The organism is Chlorogloeopsis sp. ULAP01 (assembly GCF_030381805.1).
Lineage (GTDB): Bacteria > Cyanobacteriota > Cyanobacteriia > Cyanobacteriales > Nostocaceae > Chlorogloeopsis.
On record NZ_JAUDRH010000024.1, the window covers coordinates 51,268 to 72,128 of the forward strand.

Sequence of the window (20,861 nt, forward strand, 5' to 3'; positions counted from 1 at the left end):
TGACTAATGACTAAAGATTTATTAATGGCTGCTAAAAGTGGTGATATCAAGCGGGTACAAGCCCTACTAGCTTCGGGTGCAATGCCTGATGTGAGCGATCGCGATGGCACAACGGCATTAATGTTTGCTTCTAATTTAGGCTTTACAGAAATTGTGCGATCGCTTCTTGATGCTGGAGCAAACCTAAATTTACATAGGAAACGCTATGGTTTGACAGCTTTAATGTTGGCAGCGAGTGCCAACCATCTTGATATTGTGCGGCTGTTGATATCAAAAGGTGCAGATGTAAATGCTAGGAATGAAGATGGCAGTACCGCTTTGATGGCAGCAGTACTCAAAAATCATGTGGATGTGGTGCGAGCAATACTGGCTGTTGGTGCAGACGTAAATATCAAAGATAGGGATGATGATACAGCTTTAAAATTAGCAGTCAAACAGGGACACACTGCTGTGGTGCAGGCGTTATTGACTGCTGGTGCGGATGTGAATTTTCAAGATCAAGATGGAGAAACTGCATTGCTTCTGGCAGTTGACTTGGGACATCTGGAAGTTGTACAAGCACTTTTGGCAGCAGGGATAAGTGATCGCAACACAGCCCTATTAGCAGCGGCAGCAGCAGGATACAGCGCGATCGTACAAGCTTTACTGGATGCAGGCGCTGATGTGAATTTTCAAGATCAAGATGGTGAAACTGCCCTACATTTAGCGGTTGTAGAAGGATACACGGATGTAGTGAAAGTTTTGCTAAGTAGGGGTGCCAATTTGCAAACGAGAAATTATCTCGGTGACACACCATTACTTGTAGCTGCATTACAGGGGCATAGTCAAATTGTTGAGATACTGCTACAACATGGGGCGGATGTGAGTGTAAAAAATTTTGGTGAAGTGCCTGTGACGCTAGCAGCAATACACGGACACGTTGAAACTGTGAAGATTTTGCTAGAACATGGTGCCAATGCCAATAGCCAAGGTGATGACGGTAAAACGGTTTTGATCAAAGCAACAGAACGTAACCACATAGAAGTCGTACAACAGCTACTAGCAAAAGGTGCAGACGTAAATTTTCAAGACTCGGCGGGAGCAACAGCTTTGATGTGGGCAGCATCGCGGGATTACACAAAAGCTCTGCAACTGTTGCTACAAGCTGGCGCTGATGTAAATTTAAAAAACCAAGGTGGTTATACAGCTTTGATGCTAGCGGAGTTTAATGGGTATAAGGATGTGGTAAGGTGTCTTCAATCTGTGGGAGCGCAGGAGTGAATATCAATGAAAGAAATATGTCACATTGTTGTCTCAAGAGTGTGAAGGTATTAACAAAGTGCTGTTAGCTGAATTTTCTCCACTTGCTGCGATCGCTACTACTGTTACAGGTGCAAAAAAGCTACAAGTACTTTCTCAAAATTCTGGCACAACTCTATGGGTGCCGGAAGATTTAATCCAAATTAAAGGTGCAAATACGTACACAGGCTCTCTAAAAAACCACATAGCACAACTGTGGCAGACGCAGCGTGCTTTTGTATTTTGTTTGGCAACAGGTGCGGTAGTGCGGCTAATTGCTCCTTTGTTGCAACACAAATCAACAGATCCGGCGGTAGTAGTAATTGATGAGACAGGACGTTTTGTAATTAGTTTGTGCAGTGGACATCAAGGTGGTGGGGATCAGCTAGCAAATTTGATTGCTTTACAACTGGAAGCAACACCTGTGATCACTGGGGCTGCCACGGCTTTAGGACTGCCAGCAGTAGATATGTTGGGAGTTCCCTTTGGTTGGCGTCGGGGTGTGGGTAACTGGACAGGTGTTAGTGCAGCCCTAGCACGGGGTGAAGTTGTACAAGTTATTCAAGAAGCTGGTTCTACTCTATGGCAAAACCATTTACCCACTGGACATTCCTTTGAGTTTGGTGAATTTGTGATCCCAAAGGCAAAAATTTGGATTACTGCCAAACTCCCTTTTACTCTAGAGCAGGCATCAGGCACTGCCCCTCCCGTACTCCCCGAAATTTACTGGCATCCACGCGTTTTATGGGTAGGAATTGGTTGTGAGCGGGGAAGTTCTCGCCATTTAATTAAAACAGCAATTGGACAGTTATTTAGAGAATATCAACTGGCAGAAGATGCGATCGCAGGAATTGCCACGATCAATATTAAAGCTGATGAAGTTGGTTTAGTAGAACTTTGCCAAGAGCGACATTGGCCTTTAAAAACTTTTGCTGCTGAGGTTCTGCGGACAGTTTCTGTTCCCAACCCCTCACTCGTTGTGGAAAAAGAAGTGGGAACACCGAGTGTGGCTGAAGCTGCTGCTTTATTTGCAGCAGGCGAGGTGAGGTTATTTGTCCCCAAGCAAATTTTCCGACTGCCAGGTGAACCAGGTGCTGTCACAATAGCGGTTGCCCAAGCCGAAAAAGAATACATCGGACGTACTGGAAAACTTTTACTTATTGGCACCGGGCCGGGACAATTAGATCAAATGACACCTGCTGCTAAAACTGCTATAAAGAGTGCAGATGTTGTGATTGGTTACAGCCTTTACATAGATTTAATCAGTCCCTTACTGTCTCCTGGACAGATTGTAGAATCTTTACCAATTACTAAAGAACGCCAACGCGCTCAACGGGCAATAGATTTAGCCAATTGGGGATTAAGTGTAGCGGTTATTTCTTCAGGAGATAGTGGAATTTACGGTATGGCAGGTTTAGTGTTGGAAGAGTTGCAAAGTCTAGGTTGGGATGGGAAAACACCGAGCATCCAAATTTTTCCTGGAATTAGCGCTTTGCAAGCTGCGGCATCGCGAGTGGGAACACCATTGATGCACGACTTTTGTGCGATTAGCTTAAGTGACTTACTCACGCCTTGGGAAGTGATCGAAAAGCGTTTAGAAGCGGCGGCGGCGGCTGATTTTATTACAGCTTTATATAATCCACGATCGCAAGCTCGTACTAAACAGCTAATAATTGCTAGAGATATCTTTCTCAAATATCGCCATCCCAATACACCAGTAGCAGTAGTGCGATCGGCTTACCGTCAAGATGAGGAAATTACTCTTACCACTTTGGAAAAATTGCTTGATGTTACAGTTGATATGTTGACTACAGTATTAATTGGTAACTCCCATACTCGTATCCATGCCAACTGGATGATTACACCACGCGGATATTTAGGTTTTGGTAGTTAGTGGTTAATTGCTACTACTAACCACTGTAAGGGCGGGTTTAGAAGATAAATAGTCGTTTTTAACCCAAAATGAATCAACAAAATCCGCACGGCAGTCGCTACAACGCGCTTAACCCGCAAGGGCGCACTGGCTCCGCAACGCGCTGCCTCCCCTACTAACTACTAACCACTAACACTTTCTATTCAACTGCTCTCAGAAAATAGTTGATTGTACTAGAAATTATTGATAGTACAATCGAACCTAATAAAGCAGCAATGGGGCCTGCGATCACAAAACCGTAAGTGGGAGTGAGGTAGCTTGCTAGCCACAGAGTCAAACCGTTAATGATGAATGTAAATAAACCAAAGGTTAGCAATGTAATAGGAAATGCCAATATTTTCAAAATCGGACGAATAAAGGCATTAACAATCCCAATTACAATAGCAGCAACAAGAGCTGTACCAAAATTATCTACTTTGAAACCAATATTGAAGGTTTGAAGGATATGAGCAGTTATTAGCAGTGCTACTGCTGTGCCGAGCCAAGTTAATAAAAAGTTCTTCATAGATTCAATATTTAGAATTATTGATTTGTCTCCTTGAATTTAGAATATTCCTAAAAGTTTTATTTCTGACTTTCTCAGTAGTAAAATTTAATACCAATTTCCAGAAATAATATTGGCTTCAGGTAAAGATGAAGTAGACTTACTCTACTAAATATCCACTATCATACCTGCGTTAGGTTCACTTCTAAAAAGTGATTTTCCTGAAGTCTATAATATATTTAATTTAACCTACTTTTATTTATTACAAACTTCATTTTTATCGTTTGAGTCCTGCCATTTCATCATCCCTCAATTAGATGTATTTTATTCATCTTATTAAAGTTTGTGTTTGTGGTTCCCTTATACCAATGCGTGGATACTTCGACAAGCTCAGTACAAGTTAGGCTTGTTTAGAATTTTGAAACAAGACTCTCTACGCCATTTTGGTATTTTTCAAAAGAATTAAACATAAAGTCTATTTCCCTAAAGAAAACTTTATTTTTAGAAAATAGACTTTTTTAAACTAATAAACAATAGTGATGTTAACCTGCTGTATGACCAATAATTCCCATTTGATGCTCAACAACATTCTCCTGTTGATCTCCAATAGAAGGATCGAGAATTGGTACATCAACATTGTTAGATTCATGAAGAGAATCATTTAAATCTGGTTGTTTACCAGATTCATTCAACTCTGGATATTGAATAGCTGAAGTTCCTACATTTGAATAATCGGCACGAGAAGTATCAGAGCCTGCATCTGGAGTTAGTTCACCATTACCATGTTCTGTTGCCCTTGGTGTGTTGGGGTTGTCAGATTCTTTGGGATTCATTTTCTTTCTCCTATTCCAAGTCCAATCAATTAACAAAACACACTTTTAACCCAATACAGTTCAGTTAACGGTAGCCGACACCTTAAAAGGTGCAGCTAAACAGACTAAGTCGCCCTGTAGGCTTAGGTGAACCGTATTGACTTTTACCTGCACAAATGATTCTGTAGGCTTTTAACAATTGTTCAAATTGGCTTGGAACCTCTACATCAACCTCAAGGGATAAACTCGCACCCAAAGTCTAATGCTGTTGCAGTAAAACTTCCCAGGTTGCACCACCAACTACACCATCAGCTTCAATACCGTAGCGTTTTTGCAATGCGATCGCTGCTGCTTCGGTTGCCTTACCAAAGTTCCCATCAACATCACCTTTAAGCAAACCCTGTCTTTTTAAGATTTTTTGCAATTTTACAACTTCAGAACCACGCATTCCCAGACGCAAAATTGGGAATCCTTCTGGTGTGTATTGAATTCCAGGAGTTTGCTGAGAACGGCGATTATTTGTCTGGGAACGAGTCGTTTGTTGTGTATGAGTTGAGGATGATTGAACTTTGGGCTTATTTTGTGAATTAGCAGGTGTAGTTTGCTTAGGTGGTTTTACAGGTTTTGGCTCAGAAGTGGTAGCAACTGTTTTAGGAGTATTTACACTCTGAGTTGGAACAGAAAAGTTGTTTGGTGGATTGGATGAAGAAGTTGGTGTTAAGACAATTTCGCTAGGGAAAAGTCTTTGCCAGGTATTGACATCAACGATGCCGTTTGGATTTAAACCTGCTGCTTGTTGAAATTGAGAAACAGCAGCAGCAGTAATTTCGTTATAAATCCCATCGACTGTATCTGTATAAAAGCCCAAAAGTTTTAATGCGGCTTGAAGTTCGGACACAGGTTGCCCCTGACTACCTAGTTGAAGGGTAGGGCGATAGATATTATCTTGAGCAATGATCGGAGCAATTTGTTGTGGTGTCTGTGCAAGTGATACTACAGCCGAGGTGCTAAGAAGTAAAGGTACAAAAGTATACAGTATTATTTCACTACTTAAGAGTTTTGACTTGTACTTTGCTTCTAATATCCAGCATTTCACAAATGGTTTTCGTGAACTAGCCTTCGTGCTACCTTTCATGGAACAATACCCCTCGTATCAGTAAATACGGGTATAACACGCGATCGCGAAAGTTGTTTAGATTTTGGGCAACAAATTACCGTAGCTCATCCGTTAGCAGTATCGCACTTTCTAAGGCTTCTTCCTGCCCAACTAAAGACACATATGGTTTCTGTAAATACCGAGATGCGACTGTCATGGCATCGGCAGCACTCACATTGGCAATCAGTTCCTGAAATTCTCGATCAAATTCAACTCCTAAACCCAAAATTTCATACCAACCATATATTTGAGCAATCTGAGCATTGGTTTGTTTCCCCAAGGCGTACTGTCCTAAAATTTTGTTTTTGGCTGATTGCAGTGCGTCTTCTGTAAGTGGAGTTGTAAACAGTAAATCTACTTCTGTCCACAATCCAGACAGGGCTTTTTTGGTATTTTCTGGAGCCGTACCCATGTAGGCTACAAATGTTGCAGGAAATAAGCGTGTAGGGTAGAAAGCAGATACTTCGTAAGCTAAACCCTGCTTCTCTCGTAACTCCACAAACAAGCGACTGGAAAGTCCATTTCCTAAGTATGTAGATAATAGTTTCAAAGCAGCATAGTCAGCAGAATTTACGGCTGCTCCAAAATAGCCCAACATAACAATTGATTGTTGGGTTTGTTGATGTGAAATCACTGCTTGTGGTTGCACATTTGGAGCAGCTAAATAAAGTTTTGCTAGTGGTGTATCAGGAACTAACCAATCACCGAAGACTGATTCTACCACTGCCACTGCGTCTTCTGGTGTGATTCGACCAGCAATACTGATCACCACGTTATCCGGACGAAAATAAGTCTGGTGAAATTGTACCAAATCCTTACGAGTCAAGCGACTCATAGTTGATTCATCTCCCAAAGCTGACATCGCGTAGGGATGCTCTTGGTACATTACCTGTCGCAATTGATCGAAGGCGATGGTAAATGGATGTTCTTTTTGAGAGCGAATATCTTGTAGAGCAATTCGTCGTTCTAGCTCCACTTCCATTTCTGGAAAAGTGGGCGATCGCAAAATTTGCCCTGCTAATGCCAAAATCTCTGCAAAATCCGATGTTACAGTCTTCAATGACATTAAAAAATAATCAGCAGCCGTATCCGCACTCAAACTTGCTCCGACAGACTCTACACGTTCGGCAATTTCAAAACTTGAAAGTCCATCACATCCTTTTGTCAGTACTGCCGACAGCAAATGCGCCAATCCTGCCTGCTGCTGCTTTTCATAAGCACTACCAACACGAATAAAAATTCGTGCTGCAATGATATCTGCTGTTGGGTTTTCTGATAGGAGTAGCACCATGCCATTGCTTAGTACAGTGCGATGAATATGGGGTTTTTGCAGGGAGGTTGTCATGATTTTAGGGTCAATAATCAATGGTCAATAGTCAATAGTCAATAGTCAAAAATTTTTGAACTTTGAACTAATGACTAATAACTAATGACTAATAAGGTTTGAGTATTGTAACTGCGTAATGGTTGGGTGAGAGATAGTCTTTTGCTAATTGTTGCAGTTCTTGGACTTCAAAAGACTTGATTTTTTCTGGATACGTTACCGCCACTTCTGCTTGGGCAATTGTGTTGTAGTAACCATAAAGCCCTGCAAGTTGATTTGGTGTTTCTGTAGAAAATGCAAAATCATTACACAGCAACCTTTGAGCGCGAGCTATTTCGCGATCGCTCACACCATTACTCAGCAAATCATTCAAATGGAGACGAATTAAAGACTCGACTTGCTCCAAATTTTCTGGCTCTAACCAGGCACTAATTGTAAATAAACTTGATTCTCTTTGTAAAGAAAAATTACTGCAAATTCCCTGCACCAATTGCTGTTCTTCCCGCAAATCTCGCACCAAGCGTGAAGTCCGTCCTTCTGCTAGTATTACCGACAATAAATCCAAGCCGTAAGCTTTGCGGATTTGTTCTACTCCAGGGCCAGTCCATCCTATCATTAACCGTGCTTGTTCCAAACGAGGCAAACACAACTCTTGACGCCGAATTCCTGCTATTATCGGCTCTGCAAATTCCTGAGTGTGCGGGCAGTCATGGCTGCGTTCAGCGAAATTATCAAATGTACGACTGACTAATTCAAATGCTGGTTTCTCAGCAATTCCTCCAACAATCACTACTGTCATGTTCTCTGGCTGGTAGTGAGTGCGGTGAAAACAGCGCATTGCCTCTGGTGAATGCTGCATCAATTCTTGTTCTGTACCCAGCACTGAACGCCCGTAAGGATGATGTTGGTAAATGCTTTGGATCAAGGTTTGAAATCCAATCCAATCTGGATCGTCTTGGCAAGAACGAATTTCCTCTAGTACTACATCCCGTTCACGGCTAAATTCATCCTCTGGTATTGCCGCATTTTGTAGCAGTTCTCCCAGGTAAGGTAAAGTCTCCTCAAGGAAAGGGGTAGCTGTGGTTATGCAGTAGTGGGCGTAATCATAGCTTGTTGCTGCATTTGTTATCCCACCCCAGTTTTCAATTTTTTGATCGAAGATTCCGGGTGAAAGATTTGCCGTGCCTTTAAAAATCATGTGCTCTAAAAAGTGAGCCATCCCAAACCACTGTTGTGGCTCTACCTTGGTACCGGCACTTACCCAAACATCCGCCACAACGACAGGAGTGTTAGGTATTTCTTGATGAATAAACGTTAAACCATTAGCTAGTCTGAAAACCGAGGCTGGAAACACTGTTATAAATTAGTTTATGTAACAAATTTTTTGAACTTGCAGGATGATGTATCGCAATTTTGGGATTCTAACTCTTGTCTCCAGACAAATTAGAATCAATTGATACATAATTATGCCTTGATAGGGTTTTTGTGGTTAAACTGAAAATTATTCAGAGATAGAATTTGCATATCAACATACCCCAAAATGCTTGCGCACCTTCATTTTTTATTTTTAATTTCTGCGAACAAAATATAAATATTTTTAATAATTAAAGCTCCCAAGCCTAATTTGACTTTAGGAGCTAATAGTTTTTAATTCACCGCAACGCCGTTTTACCTAAGTTTTTGACCTGGAATAACCAGGTGGGTACCGATTTTCTTCGTTTAAAGTTTCCGGGTACAAAGCCACGGTCTACTGCCACGAAAAATGTTGGTTCCCTTAACTTTCAAGTCATAGATCACAAAACTTGTTGGCAGTCACCAACGTTGCAGTGGAATAAACTCATTATAGCTTTCAAAAATAATGTTGTGCGTGCAAATTAGATTTTTTTGCGGATTTAATTTGAGTACCAGATATTTTCTATAGTGTGAGCGATCGCCATTGCTTCATTACGATTTTTGTGGTTTAACAAAACGTTGACATGTCCCAGCTTGCGACCGGGACGTGATTGTGTTTTACCGTACCAATGGACGATAGTTTGGGGAATTTGTTCTATTTTTTGACGCTTAACTATATAGTTACTTGTAGATATTTCGTAACCTAGCAAGTTTACCATAATAGCACATGAGCAAATCAGATTAGAATTGCCTAAAGGCAAATCACAAACAGCTCTTAAATGCTGTTCAAATTGGGAAGTTTCACAGGCATCAACAGAAAAGTGTCCAGAGTTGTGAGTACGGGGTGCAATTTCATTCACCAATACTTTATTGTCTGCTGTGAGAAACAGTTCAATCCCAAAAACTCCGACTGCTTCTAAACCATTTAGGATAACACGGGCAATTTCATCAATTTCTGCTGCTAGTTGTGGAGAAATTTCAGCTGGCGCGATCGCTCGCCTACATACTTGCTCTTGTTGTTGAGTTTCTACAATTGGGTAAATCGCTACTTTTCCATCTACAGAACGTGCTGCAATCACTGCTAGTTCTGTTGTAAATGGAATAAACTCTTCTAATAAAAAGACTGAATTGGGTAAAAGTGTGTTTTCAGGGGTTGCAGCCGCTAATTTTTGTTGTAAATCCTCTATATCTTTAATAATGAAAGTGCCTTGTCCGTCATAACCATGACGGCGAGCTTTCAAAACTAACGGAAAATCTAAATTATGAAAGGCTAAAAACTCAAAAATACTGTTGCTTCCATCTCCTAGTTCCTGACTTCCAACTTGATCGACAGCAAAGAATTTAGGAACAGGTAGCCCCAAATTGCGTAAGTAACAGCGCTGGTGATATTTATCTAAAAGGGGAGCCAATGCTTCTAGGCTAGGACGAAAGCATACACCCTGCTTTGCCAACACTGATAAAGTTTCGAGATTAACAAATTCATTTTCAAATGTAATCACATCACATTTGCTGGCTAGAATTGCTGTAGCTGCGGCATCAGCAACCGAGGCAAAAACAGTATCGTGAGCGATCGCCACAGCTGGATCGTTGGCGCTAGGAGTTTGGACTATTAATTCCACTCCTAGTTTGTTTGCCGCACTTGCCATCATCCAGGCAAGTTGTCCACCACCAATTACACCAACACGTTTCATTTACACCCCAAAAACTCACTGCTTAACATTTCAGTGTGAATTTTCGCTTCACTGCTTTTTTCTACAGTACTTAAGCTTACCACCACTCTAGCAGAAGCTTTATTTGCGTTCGCACTTTTAAGGATGTGATTTGGTTGAATCGATTACTAACTATAGTGCGATCGCACTGAGTGCAGACTATGAGGATAAACCACAATAGAGCTAATTCACTGAGAAGATTTATGCGAGTATCTGCGATCGCAGATTTAGTAAGCACCAAAAGTCATCTGCGCCTAAAAACCCCCATACTAAAGTCTGTTAATCTTCATCGAAAGACGACAAGTAAGCCCATCTCTGTCGTATTAGTCATTGATCATCTGTCATTAGTGCTAATAACTAGGGATTAATGACTCGAAATCAACAGATTATGAAACTAAAAGAAGTGATACTTTCCAAGAACAGGGAGAAGAGTCAATAGAAGTTACTTATCTAGAATCTCCATCTAGAAAATCTTCACACTTATAGCACTTGTATTATTTAATGCTCAAATACTAAATCTTCCCACAAGAGATTGCATTGTTAAATCGTAACTATGTTTATTCAATAACAGCAATCATATTGTTATACCGAGAACTAACGATTACATATTTTTCATCTGGGGTTATTACTTACATTAATATTGCAAACAAGTATTAAATATAACCTCTGAAACTTAAAATTTAAATTCCATACCTTTAAATTTTGGAAATTAAGTTAAGTATATTTAATTAATTAAAACTAATTCTATTCATCATTCGGTTCGGTACTGCTAAATCAGGCTCTATCTAAACGATAGATTTCAACGATAATTCAATGTCTCTTACATCTATATTCATCTATATATACATAAAATCTACCACAAATAGGCTTTTGACATCAAAAAATGAATAGTCAAAATCCCTACACATATGAACATTCAGAGAATTCTGTCAGGCTTCTACTAGCTCCAAATCTCTGGCTAAACATCTAAATTTTAGGTATATGTATTTGAAGATTGCCGCCCTTACCAGAGCGGAAACTTTTAAATCAAACTTTCCTAACTCCACTTGGATTTCAGTAAAAATTAATAAACACTTAAGCATTTAGTGGCACTAATTACTTAGTTTTACTACTAATTGCAAGTAAACTTTTAATAACTTGTTTCTTTCAAAGTATCAAATTTAGCTGACAATAGTTTCCAAGGTATTAAATTTGTCCAACAACATATATTACACTTATGCAGTGATCGGATTTCTTGGAACATTCATACTAACAATTCTTACACAAGCTTACACTGTCAATATTTTCATAAAACGCCAGTATAGGTGAATACTTTTTATACCAGTATAAGCTTGAATTTTGATGTATTTAGTCTCAGGGTTGGTGTGTATGAGTATTCACATTTGATTTATTTTTCGTAGCTTACGAGAAATTTTTCTACTTTGACATCTACCTTTCGGTTGAGATTAATCATCAGCAAAGCCTGACAATTTCTAAATTCTCCTGTATGAGTTGAGCCATAATTCAGTACTCATAGCAAATCACTCAGAGATTTTAGATAACTTTACCTATCAATAACGTACTTCTACTATTATCAATTCCTACCTACTAATGATGTATCCTACCAGTCGCACACAACATTCAGCTGCTTCATATAACTCTGGCTTATCTGGTACTTTACCCCAAAGGTTATTCACTCGCCGAGAGGTTATTCCAGCCCGCAATGACGTATTGTGGCGAATAGAGCGTGGAGCAGTCAGGACATTAACCTGGAGTGAAGATGGAACTTTCATTACTTTGGGATATTGGGGGCCAGGAGATTTGATTGGTTATCCCTTATCTAAAGTTAAACCCTACCAAATTGAGTGCCTGACAAGTGTGGAGGTAAGCTTATTGCCTCCTCATATGTGGAATCAAGATGTTAACAGTTTAATAACCCATATTCAACAGGCAGAAGAGCTTTTGAGCATCGTACATCGAAAACCAATATACTTGCGTTTGTGGCAGTTTCTGGTTTGGCTGAGTGAAAAATTTGGCCGGGACGTAGATCAAGGTATACTCATCGACCTCAATGTTACTCATCAAGAGATGGCAGAAGTACTAAACACAACGAGAGTGACTGTAACGCGCCTTCTGCAACAGTTTGAGGAAGAAGGTAATCTTTTACGTCACAAACGTAGAATGATTATACGTTTGGCTAACGAAGAATTTAAAAACAATGAAAAAATGCGAAAAAGTCGATTAAATAACTTGCATTAACTACCCCTAATCTTGGTACAATTGTTGCTGAAATTATGGCTAGATTTCCAAAAAATTAAATTATTCTGTGAATCTAGCCATGATTGACTCAGTAGGTGTGAGTGAGATAAACACAATGACAAAGTTATTCTGGAATTGGTTAAAACTAAGTCCAGTTGTATTTGCAACGGCTTTATTTGCTGCTAACGGTGCCTTTGCTGGAGAAGTACAACAAGACTTAAACCAAGATGCGACCTCTGTAACCCAGTTGTCTCAGAATTCTAGCGGCAACAACATGGGTCAGGTTACATCAGTTTCTCAGTTTTCTGATGTACAACCCACAGACTGGGCATTCCAAGCATTACAGTCTTTGGTTGAGCGCTACGGTTGTATTGCAGGTTATCCAAATGGTACATATCGTGGTAACCGTGCTTTAACCCGCTATGAATTTGCCGCAGGTTTGAATGCTTGTTTAGACCGGGTTAATGAATTGATTGCTACAGCGACAGCTGACTTAGTAACGAAAGAAGACCTGGCTACTTTGCAGCGTTTACAAGAAGAGTTCTCTGCGGAATTGGCTACACTGCGTGGTCGTGTCGATGCCTTGGAAGCTCGCACTGCTGAGTTGGAAGCAAATCAGTTTTCTACTACAACTAAGTTAGTAGGGGAAGCGATTTTCAACGTGGGAGGAGCTTTCGGAGATGAGAAGGCTAACGGTACTGGCGATGATGTAGACGATAACATAACGTTCTCAGACCGGGTTCGTTTGAGCTTGAACACTAGCTTCACTGGTAGTGACCAATTGCAAACCCGTTTGCAGGCTGGCAACTTAACTAACTTTGGTACGGCAGCGGGTACTAACATGGCTCGTCTGGGGTACGACAATAACACTGGCAACAACAACGTTGAAATCGATAAGCTTAACTACGCTTTCAACCTGAGCGACGCCATTCGTGTCAAGGTAGATGCCAATAACGGTGAGTATTACGAAAACATTAATAACTTTAACCCCGACTTTGCTAGCTCAGGAAGAGGTGCTCTTTCCCGCTACGGGCGCTTCAGCCCCATCTATCGTCAAGGTTCAGGTGGTGCAGGTATAACTCTAACCTTCAATCCCAAAGGTTCTTTATCTGGATCTGTGGGTTATCTAGCTGGTGGACGTACTAACGACGCTAGCAGCCCTCTTGCTGGAGAAGGTTTGTTTGATGGTAACTACTCTGCCCTTGCTCAAATAGCTTTCCAACCCAGTGAGTCGTTTAATATCGGTCTGACTTACGTCCGCACTTATCAAAATAGCCAGGGTGGTGTAAACCTGTTTGAATCTACTGGTAGCGCTTTTGCTAGCCAACCATTTGGTGCTGTTGCGACTTCTTCTAACAACTACGGCGCCCAAGTCAACTTTAGAGCTAGTTCTAAATTAGCTATTGGTGGTTGGGTAGGTTACAGTACAGCAGAGGCTGAGGCTGGGCCTGATGCAGATGCAGATATTTGGTATTGGATGGCTAATTTAGCTTTAAGAGACTTTGGCAAACAAGGAAACCTACTCGGTATTTTCTTTGGTCAACCACCCAAAGTTACTAGCAACGATATTGGCGCTCGTGAAGATGATGGCACTTCTTATCACCTAGAAGCGCTTTATCGTTACCAGCTTACCGACAATATTGCTGTTACTCCTGGTGTGTTGGTTATCTTCAATCCTGAGCATAACGACAACAACGACACTGTGTATGTAGGTACACTTCGTACCACCTTCACTTTCTAAAACTGTTACAAGTTAATACAAATAAAAGCCCGCCATATGGCGGGCTTTTATTTGCAACATAAGAAGCTAATTTGACTATTGACTTGTGAGTTTGGTTGGAGGGCGATCGCTACTCCAAGCCCACCAGGCACAATTACATTTACATTGATAGAATTCTTGCCATTTGCGGCGGTAGTCTTCTGTGAGCACAGGCGAGCGGCGATTTATCCACACTTGCACAGCTTCTCGGCTACTAGCATGACAATTAGGACAACAAAATTCACGAGCATGAATTGCCCTATGTGTCCATTCTGGCGAGGCGGGAGCAAAAGCTTCTATAGTCATTAGTCAATAGTCATTAGTCATTAGTTATTATATTTGTACCTTAAAACTCAATAGGCTGAGTATTGTAAATATCCTCAGCACATATTAGAAGATTCATGTAATTTAAAAGTTGATCACAGATTAATAGTTAAGTAAGCAAATATAAATAAGCGTAAAATACTAATCAAAAAAAGTTTGTCAGGAAATAGATTTTTCTTATCTACGTTAATATGGAGCCGACAGTTGAAATTCGCCGTTTGTTCGATCTAATGCCAGCTTCAGCTAGGATGATGACTAAAATTATCAGTAAGCCGGAGCAAGCAAAGGTGATTGATATTTCCTTTCCATTGCCTTGGAACTGGGAGCGACTTATATGTATAAACTTCGATTTATGGCGTCAATTGACTAAGTCGCAACGCGATTTATTGTTATTGCAAACTGTTAGCTGGCTGACAGCTGTGAAGTGGTTTAAGCCTGATATTTATCAAGTGATCGCACTGACTGGACTGTTGGGCGCATTAGTTGAATTCTTACAAACAGATGCGCTAGGTGTAGTTATAGCTGGTGGATTAACTACTTTAGCTGGATTTCGCATTACTGCTATTAACCGTTCTCAACAGTCACAGTTAAACGCTGATGAAAATGCAATTGAAGTAGCACAACGACGAGGTTACTCGAAAGTTGAAGCAGCCCAACATCTTTTGTCTGCTATTGAGACAGTTGCAAAAATTGAGGGATATGCTGCTTTAGATTTCACTGAATTAATTCGTTGCCAAAATTTACGGGCGATCGCTGGTTTATCATCAATTGGTGTTCCTAATGACTATAAAAATTAATGTTTGAGAACCTAAGGACAATGATAAATTTTATACTTATAACCATTAATTGTCGGAAAAGCTCGCGTTTCGACAGCACAATTTTTTACTTCTTCCGGTTCGGCACCGTAAAAGTTGACTAACCATAAGTCTAAAGGACGTGGTAAGCGCCTCAAAGTATTTTGGAGAGTAGCAGTAGAAGTATTGGAGTTTTGCTCTTGATGGGCGAGTAAGAAAAGAGGAGAAGCAGAGAGAGTATTTTGAAGCTTAAATTCTCTGGCTACCCCCATCATTTCGCCAATTTGTACGTGTGTTTTTTGGGTGGTAGCAATAAGTACTGGTATCTGGGATGTTTTTTGAATTAATTGCACGAATAAGTCGGGACGATAATATTTCTGATAACCTAAATTACAAATAACCGTGATCGCACTTAGTAATCCCATTACCCAGATTACTACCACACTTACTTTGCCATTGACTCCCCATTTCTCCTTTTTCAATCCACGGTGCCAACAAATTGCCAAACTTGCCCCCAGCAAAACTATTACAGCAGGAAAGTAAACAAAGTTATAACGAGCACCCCGTGTCAAATCAATATTCAGAAAATAGGTGAAGAAAAAGAATAAAGCGATCGCTCCTACAACCACACCAGCTAAAACTTGGGTTGTCAAACGGGTTTGTGATTGCACAAGCTGTACCTTAAAGCCACGCCACAGAATGGGTGTTGCCCAAATCAGAAAAATTAGCATAACTAGCCCTGATGCGATCGCCACAGCTAGATTCGGTGATTCGACTGGTAGCAAGCAAAACATCGTCACCCAGGCAGCCAAAGCTTGAAAAATTGGACTGATCCAAGCTATACCAACGCGATCGCTTTGAATCCAGTCAACCAATCTATCACCATAAGTATTCTGTAAAAAAACTGGCAGCCAAACTATACCTGCTACAGCCGTGCCAACAGCAACTGCATAAACACGTTGCCAAGGAGGAGAGAGTAAAGACGCAAAGAGGGGGAGACGCGGTGACGCATTTTTATCAGACGCGGAGAAAATATCAAAAATATTCCCCGTGTCTGGTTGTCTCCTCTGCCCCGTGTCATTTTCGTCCCCATGTCCCCATGTCCCCGTGTCCTCTTTATTCTGTTGCCAAGCCAAAAAAATTAAAACTATCGCTTCAGTGCAGAGAGTAAGGGTGAAGAAGTAATGAGTAGCAATGCCCAAAGCATTAATTACGATCCACGAGCATGAAAACCATATAGGTAATTGAATCCGATTGTGGATATGACGTGCGGCTACTACTAAGCAAGTAAGGGAAGCAATTACCCATAGGATTGCCAAAGTATAGTGGCGGGCTTCTTGTGCCAAAAAAATCCCATAGGGTGAGACTGCCATCATCGCAGCAGCTAAATGACTGATGAGACGAGAACGAAAGGTAACCCAACTCAAAGCATAAATAGCAGGGATAGATAATGCTCCAAAAATAGCAGCTAGCGATCGCGCTCCCCACAAAGAAACCAAACCAGCTTGGGTGGGAAAAAGTTTCATCCACAGATGAGTGAGAACAAAGTATAAAGGGGGATGATTACTTTCGCTAAATAAATTTGCCAATACGTCTTGAATACTTGCGGTGGGTTGTGGTTGCAGGGGTTGTAATAGAATATCGATAGTTATTGGTTCATTTAACGGTACTGGCAAAAAACTATTTCCCAAACTGAATACCAAAGTAGAAAATTCATCTGTCCAAGGCGGCTTTGCTGTCAAGTTTATTAAGCGTAAACTAATAGCGATGACAAGCCAAATCAACAGCAGAAACAAGTTAAGCCAACGCGGGGATAGTAAAGCTGTCATAGCTGTGTCATCAACACATATAATTTGGACATCAGACGTTACATTTTAGATGAAAGTTCAATCCAAAATTGCACATTGGCACATTGTGTTTTAACTATTTCACTTGTGTGACGCGCCAACTCAGTTTGAGGTTAACCCAAAAGTTCCAGACAGTGGCAGCGGCGATCGCGATCAGGTTAGCAATGTAGCGATTAGGAATAATGAAATTAAACACTAGATTTAAGACCAGTACATTCAACACTAACCCTGCAAGACAAATAATATTGAATTTAAAAAACCGCTTCAGGCGCTGATGCCATTGTTTTTGCTGCATAGCGACATCAGCAAATGTCCAAGCATCATTCCACAAAAAATTATTAAAAATCGCAATTTCACCCGCAATGATTTTACTGCGAGTAAGGGGTAACCCCAAAGTAGTTGGATCGCTGAGTAAGTAAAGTACTGCCATATCTACAAATACCCCACTTAGTCCCACCAAACCAAAACGGATGAATCTACCAATAGGAAAACCACTACTTATACTGAAATTTCTCATTTGCAAAGTAGAAAGACGCAACCGCAATAAATGGTGGATGTAATCTAAATACTGCTTCCAAGTTACTTTGCTCTCACCCTCTTTGCGTTCACAGAACACATAGCCAACTTCGGCAATTTGCCTAACATCACCTCGCCCAATTACCTCCAGCAAAACTTTATACCCTACGGGATTGAGTTTCGCATTGGCGATCGCACTTCGACGCACAATAAAGTAACCGCTCATTGGATCTGAAACTCTACCTAATACTCTTGGTAAAATAATCAATCCCAACAATTGAGCACCACGGGACAAAAAACGCCTGATAAAACTCCAACTACTTACTCCGCCCCCTTCCACATGACGACTAGCTACTGCCAAATCAGCTCCTTCTTGAATTGCGCTCAAAAGTTGCAACAATACATGGGGCGGATGCTGTAAATCACCGTCAATTACTCCTAAAACTCTTCCCTTTGCGGCTTGCCAGCCCCGAATTATCGCCGAAGACAGCCCTCGTTCATGCTGGCGTCGCATTACTTGTAACTGTGGGTAGTCTGCAATTAAAGATAGAGCTAATTGCCAAGTACCATCCGGACTATCATCATCTACTACAATCAATTCGTAGTCTCCAGGAATAATTTCATCCAAAATCTGGCTTAATATCCTGACAATTTTGTTGATGTTAGCAGCCTCGTTATAGGTTGGTACTACCAGAGAAAAGCTCACTAGACTGCTAGCTTGATCCGAGGTAGCAGAAGGCAATTCGCAAATCTGCAAATCCCCTGATGGTACTGGTAGTAATAAATTAGGTTGCTTAATACTCATGGAGTAAGATTAGAGTTGTGAATTGATTCAATAAAAATTTTTAGTAAACTTAGTTTGTTTATATACCAAAATATTATTAATTCTATAATTTTGATTGTTTTCCTTGATTAAACGCTGATTTTATCACTATCTTAGTTACTTTTAAATTAAATATATTTATAATTCTCTAAATATTTACAAGCATTTGTTCTCGGAAACAAAAAGGGTTAAAAATTAGAAATTGCGAATGTAAACTCTAGCTATAATAGTCGTTAGATTATAAACTAAAGTGAAACTGTTGAGTTTAACAAAAGCCATAGTCTTTACGAGCTAGACTTTATTTACTAACACCCTGAGTCATTAATTTTGGACTCAATTTATAATCATAAGTTTGTTTTTATTTATACTCTTTGTCTACTAGCAAAGATAAACTATCTTTATAGAAGTAGAGGTGGGATAAATATTCATAGGCAGTGTTGTGGGAAAACACAAGATAACTCCTTGCAGCATCTGGTTAAGGTTCTTTAGTGACAAATGGTAAAGAATACCGAGTGAAATAGATGGCAAAAAAATATTGGAGTAAATTGTACAGTCAATTCATTGAGCTACAGGCAATAGCAAGCTAAAGCAAATAAAAAATTGTCTCTATGCTTGGGAGTCTGTTCTCTGCTGTTTTAGCAAGGAAGTATAATTTAATTAATAGATAAATTATCAATCAAATTAAATTCATCTCTTAACATTTCGGCTTTAAATGTGATAGACACCACTGTTGATGCAATTCTTGACCGTGTTCTACTTGGATACAATTTATCTCCCGAAGAGGGAGTGGTGTTATTAAGACAGACTGATCAAAAGGCGATCGCCGCCATCCGTGCTACAGCTGACAGATTGCGTCAAAGCCAAGTAGGTGAGACTGTTACCTACGTCATCAACCGTAACATCAATTTTACAAATATCTGTGAGCAGCACTGTAGTTTCTGTGCTTTCCGACGGGATGAAGGCGAGGAAGGTGCTTACTGGTTAGATTGGATGCAAATTTTTGAGAAGACAAAAGACGCACAACAGCGAAGTGCAACAGAAATCTGTATGCAAGGGGGATTAAATCCCCAAGCAAAAATTAATGGCCGATCTTTGTCTTATTATCTCAAACTCATCGAAACAATTAAGCAAGAATTTCCTCATTTGCATCTGCACGCTTTTTCTCCTCAAGAAGTACAATTCATAGCTAGAACAGACGGGTTGACGTATGCTGAGGTGATAGCTGCTTTGCGAGATGCTGGTGTAGATTCCATGCCAGGAACAGCAGCTGAAATTTTAGACGATGAAGTCAGGCGTATCCTGTGTCCAGAAAAAATTGACACAGCAACCTGGTTAGAAATTGTGGGTACGGCTCATAAATTAGGTTTGTATACCACCAGCACAATGCTATCGGGGCATATAGAGACACCAGAACAACAAATTAGACACTTAGAAAAATTGCGATCGCTTCAACAAACTGCTATCAATCAAGAATATCCAGCCCGGATTACTGAGTTTATTTTGTTACCCTTTGTTGGACAAGAAGCGCCTAAGCCATTACGTCGTCGTGTTGGGCGTGATCAGCCTGTGTTAGCTGATGCACTCTTACTCACTGCTGTCGCAAGAATTTACTTAGGAAACTGGATTGTCAATCATCAACCAAGTTGGGTAAAACTGGGACTTGTGGGTGCGACTGAAGCCTTAAATTGGGGCTGTAACGATATCGGTGGTACATTAATGGAAGAACATATCACCACCATGGCGGGCGCAATTGGTGGTACATGCATGGAAGTTGAAACCTTACAAGCAGCGATCGCTTCCTTAGGAAGACCCTATCAGCAACGGGATACTCTTTATCAGAAAATTATTGGTTGATAGTTGATATATTATTCTCCCAATACTCCTGTTGGTAAGAAGTCTGTTGCATAGCGCTTCGGAGCTTGCACTCAGGAGTATGTCACTAAAAAACCTCAGATTTTTAACTGAGGTTTTTTCCAGATTTACATCATATTCAGTTTATTAGTGAAAATCCGATGTATCAGCTTCTAGGAATTGCAAAGACTTTTCAAGCTCCATTCGCTGCTCGGCATTACGTAAAAAGTAACCATTCATCATTGCAGAAGCCAAAAGTCTTCCCAGATTATCCCGATTGGTGGTAATCAACACATTAAAGTTTTCTGAGGGTAAACTACCCAACATACTTATAATTGTGTGTTCTATTGCTTGCAATACTTCTGGTGAATTTGGCTTAGATAGTTGAGTAACTATTTCTGGACTCATGGATTTGACGTATTGCCAAAGTAAGTTACTGCTTAAAACCTCATTACCAAAGGATTCTGGGTTGTGATTGGACAGATTGTTCACGGTTCTATAGATACGCTTTTACACAACTCTTATTAAGAAATTTACCAACTTTTTTACTTAAGAATAGTGAGCTTAACCGAACTAAAAAATGACGGTTTATTCTACAAATTCAGATAGTGTGAATAAACA

At 40.4% G+C, this 20,861-nt stretch carries 17 protein-coding genes and 1 other RNA gene; 6 read left to right on the forward strand and 12 right to left on the reverse strand.

From position 1 onward, the window contains the following. The first annotated feature begins 6 nt into the window (after positions 1-6). Both QUB80_RS33655 and cobJ read left to right on the forward strand, forming a co-directional pair. Positions 7-1,260 carry an ankyrin repeat domain-containing protein gene (locus QUB80_RS33655; RefSeq protein ID WP_289793811.1) on the forward strand — a complete coding sequence of 418 codons (1,254 nt, stop codon included), beginning with the start codon at positions 7-9 and terminating at the stop codon, positions 1,258-1,260. A gap of 58 nt (positions 1,261-1,318) precedes the next feature. Continuing rightward, entirely contained in the window at positions 1,319-3,172 is a 1,854-nt protein-coding gene (cobJ, locus tag QUB80_RS33660) for a precorrin-3B C(17)-methyltransferase (RefSeq protein ID WP_289793812.1), read from the forward strand. 178 nt (positions 3,173-3,350) lie between these two features. Here the strand turns inward: cobJ and QUB80_RS33665 are convergent, their stop codons facing one another. The 8 genes from QUB80_RS33665 to QUB80_RS33700 form a co-directional block, all read right to left on the reverse strand. Next, positions 3,351-3,716, reverse strand: a complete 366-nt coding sequence (locus QUB80_RS33665) for a phage holin family protein (protein WP_289793813.1) — start codon at positions 3,714-3,716, stop codon at positions 3,351-3,353. A gap of 521 nt (positions 3,717-4,237) precedes the next feature. After that, the gene (locus tag QUB80_RS33670) at positions 4,238-4,528 is read right to left on the reverse strand and encodes a hypothetical protein (RefSeq protein ID WP_289793814.1); all 291 of its coding nucleotides are present in this window, start codon (positions 4,526-4,528) and stop codon (positions 4,238-4,240) included. A 238-nt stretch (positions 4,529-4,766) separates the two neighbouring features. Then, positions 4,767-5,642, reverse strand: a complete 876-nt coding sequence (locus QUB80_RS33675; RefSeq protein WP_289793815.1) for a peptidoglycan-binding domain-containing protein — start codon at positions 5,640-5,642, stop codon at positions 4,767-4,769. 76 nt (positions 5,643-5,718) lie between these two features. Beyond that, positions 5,719-7,008 (reverse strand): M16 family metallopeptidase, encoded by a 1,290-nt coding sequence (locus tag QUB80_RS33680; protein WP_289793816.1) that lies wholly within the window; start codon positions 7,006-7,008, stop codon positions 5,719-5,721. An 88-nt stretch (positions 7,009-7,096) separates the two neighbouring features. Continuing rightward, entirely contained in the window at positions 7,097-8,341 is a 1,245-nt protein-coding gene (locus QUB80_RS33685) for a M16 family metallopeptidase (RefSeq protein WP_289793817.1), read from the reverse strand. A 294-nt stretch (positions 8,342-8,635) separates the two neighbouring features. After that, positions 8,636-8,820, reverse strand: a non-coding RNA gene (gene ssrS, locus QUB80_RS33690) — 6S RNA. Positions 8,821-8,879: 59 nt separating this feature from the next. Then, positions 8,880-10,070: a 5-(carboxyamino)imidazole ribonucleotide synthase gene (locus QUB80_RS33695; RefSeq protein ID WP_289793818.1), complete on the reverse strand. Its 1,191-nt coding sequence runs from the start codon at positions 10,068-10,070 to the stop codon at positions 8,880-8,882. Between the two features lie 76 nt (positions 10,071-10,146). Continuing rightward, positions 10,147-10,326 carry a hypothetical protein gene (locus QUB80_RS33700; protein ID WP_289793819.1) on the reverse strand — a complete coding sequence of 60 codons (180 nt, stop codon included), beginning with the start codon at positions 10,324-10,326 and terminating at the stop codon, positions 10,147-10,149. Between the two features lie 1,352 nt (positions 10,327-11,678). Here QUB80_RS33700 and QUB80_RS33705 point away from each other — a divergent pair. Both QUB80_RS33705 and QUB80_RS33710 read left to right on the forward strand, forming a co-directional pair. Next, positions 11,679-12,326, forward strand: coding sequence for a Crp/Fnr family transcriptional regulator (locus QUB80_RS33705; RefSeq protein WP_289793820.1), 648 nt, complete (start codon positions 11,679-11,681; stop codon positions 12,324-12,326). A 115-nt stretch (positions 12,327-12,441) separates the two neighbouring features. Further along, positions 12,442-14,067, forward strand: a complete 1,626-nt coding sequence (locus tag QUB80_RS33710) for an iron uptake porin (protein ID WP_289793821.1) — start codon at positions 12,442-12,444, stop codon at positions 14,065-14,067. 75 nt (positions 14,068-14,142) lie between these two features. Here QUB80_RS33710 and QUB80_RS33715 read toward each other — a convergent pair whose 3' ends face one another. Beyond that, positions 14,143-14,391, reverse strand: a complete 249-nt coding sequence (locus QUB80_RS33715) for a hypothetical protein (protein WP_289793822.1) — start codon at positions 14,389-14,391, stop codon at positions 14,143-14,145. Positions 14,392-14,600: 209 nt separating this feature from the next. Between QUB80_RS33715 and QUB80_RS33720 the strand changes: the two genes are divergently transcribed. After that, positions 14,601-15,206 (forward strand): DUF3318 domain-containing protein, encoded by a 606-nt coding sequence (locus tag QUB80_RS33720; protein WP_289793823.1) that lies wholly within the window; start codon positions 14,601-14,603, stop codon positions 15,204-15,206. A gap of 11 nt (positions 15,207-15,217) precedes the next feature. Here the strand turns inward: QUB80_RS33720 and QUB80_RS33725 are convergent, their stop codons facing one another. Together QUB80_RS33725 and QUB80_RS33730 are read right to left on the reverse strand one after the other, a co-directional pair. Continuing rightward, positions 15,218-17,032, reverse strand: coding sequence for a glycosyltransferase family 39 protein (locus tag QUB80_RS33725; RefSeq protein ID WP_289793824.1), 1,815 nt, complete (start codon positions 17,030-17,032; stop codon positions 15,218-15,220). Between the two features lie 94 nt (positions 17,033-17,126). Next, on the reverse strand, positions 17,127-18,371 hold the full coding sequence (locus QUB80_RS33730; RefSeq protein WP_289793825.1) for a glycosyltransferase: 1,245 nt from the start codon (positions 18,369-18,371) through the stop codon (positions 17,127-17,129). A gap of 732 nt (positions 18,372-19,103) precedes the next feature. Here QUB80_RS33730 and cofH point away from each other — a divergent pair. Continuing rightward, positions 19,104-20,243, forward strand: coding sequence for a 7,8-didemethyl-8-hydroxy-5-deazariboflavin synthase subunit CofH (gene cofH / locus QUB80_RS33735; RefSeq protein ID WP_289793826.1), 1,140 nt, complete (start codon positions 19,104-19,106; stop codon positions 20,241-20,243). Positions 20,244-20,387: 144 nt separating this feature from the next. Here cofH and QUB80_RS33740 read toward each other — a convergent pair whose 3' ends face one another. Next, positions 20,388-20,732, reverse strand: coding sequence for a DUF760 domain-containing protein (locus QUB80_RS33740; protein ID WP_289793827.1), 345 nt, complete (start codon positions 20,730-20,732; stop codon positions 20,388-20,390). Between the last annotated feature and the right edge of the window lie 129 nt (positions 20,733-20,861).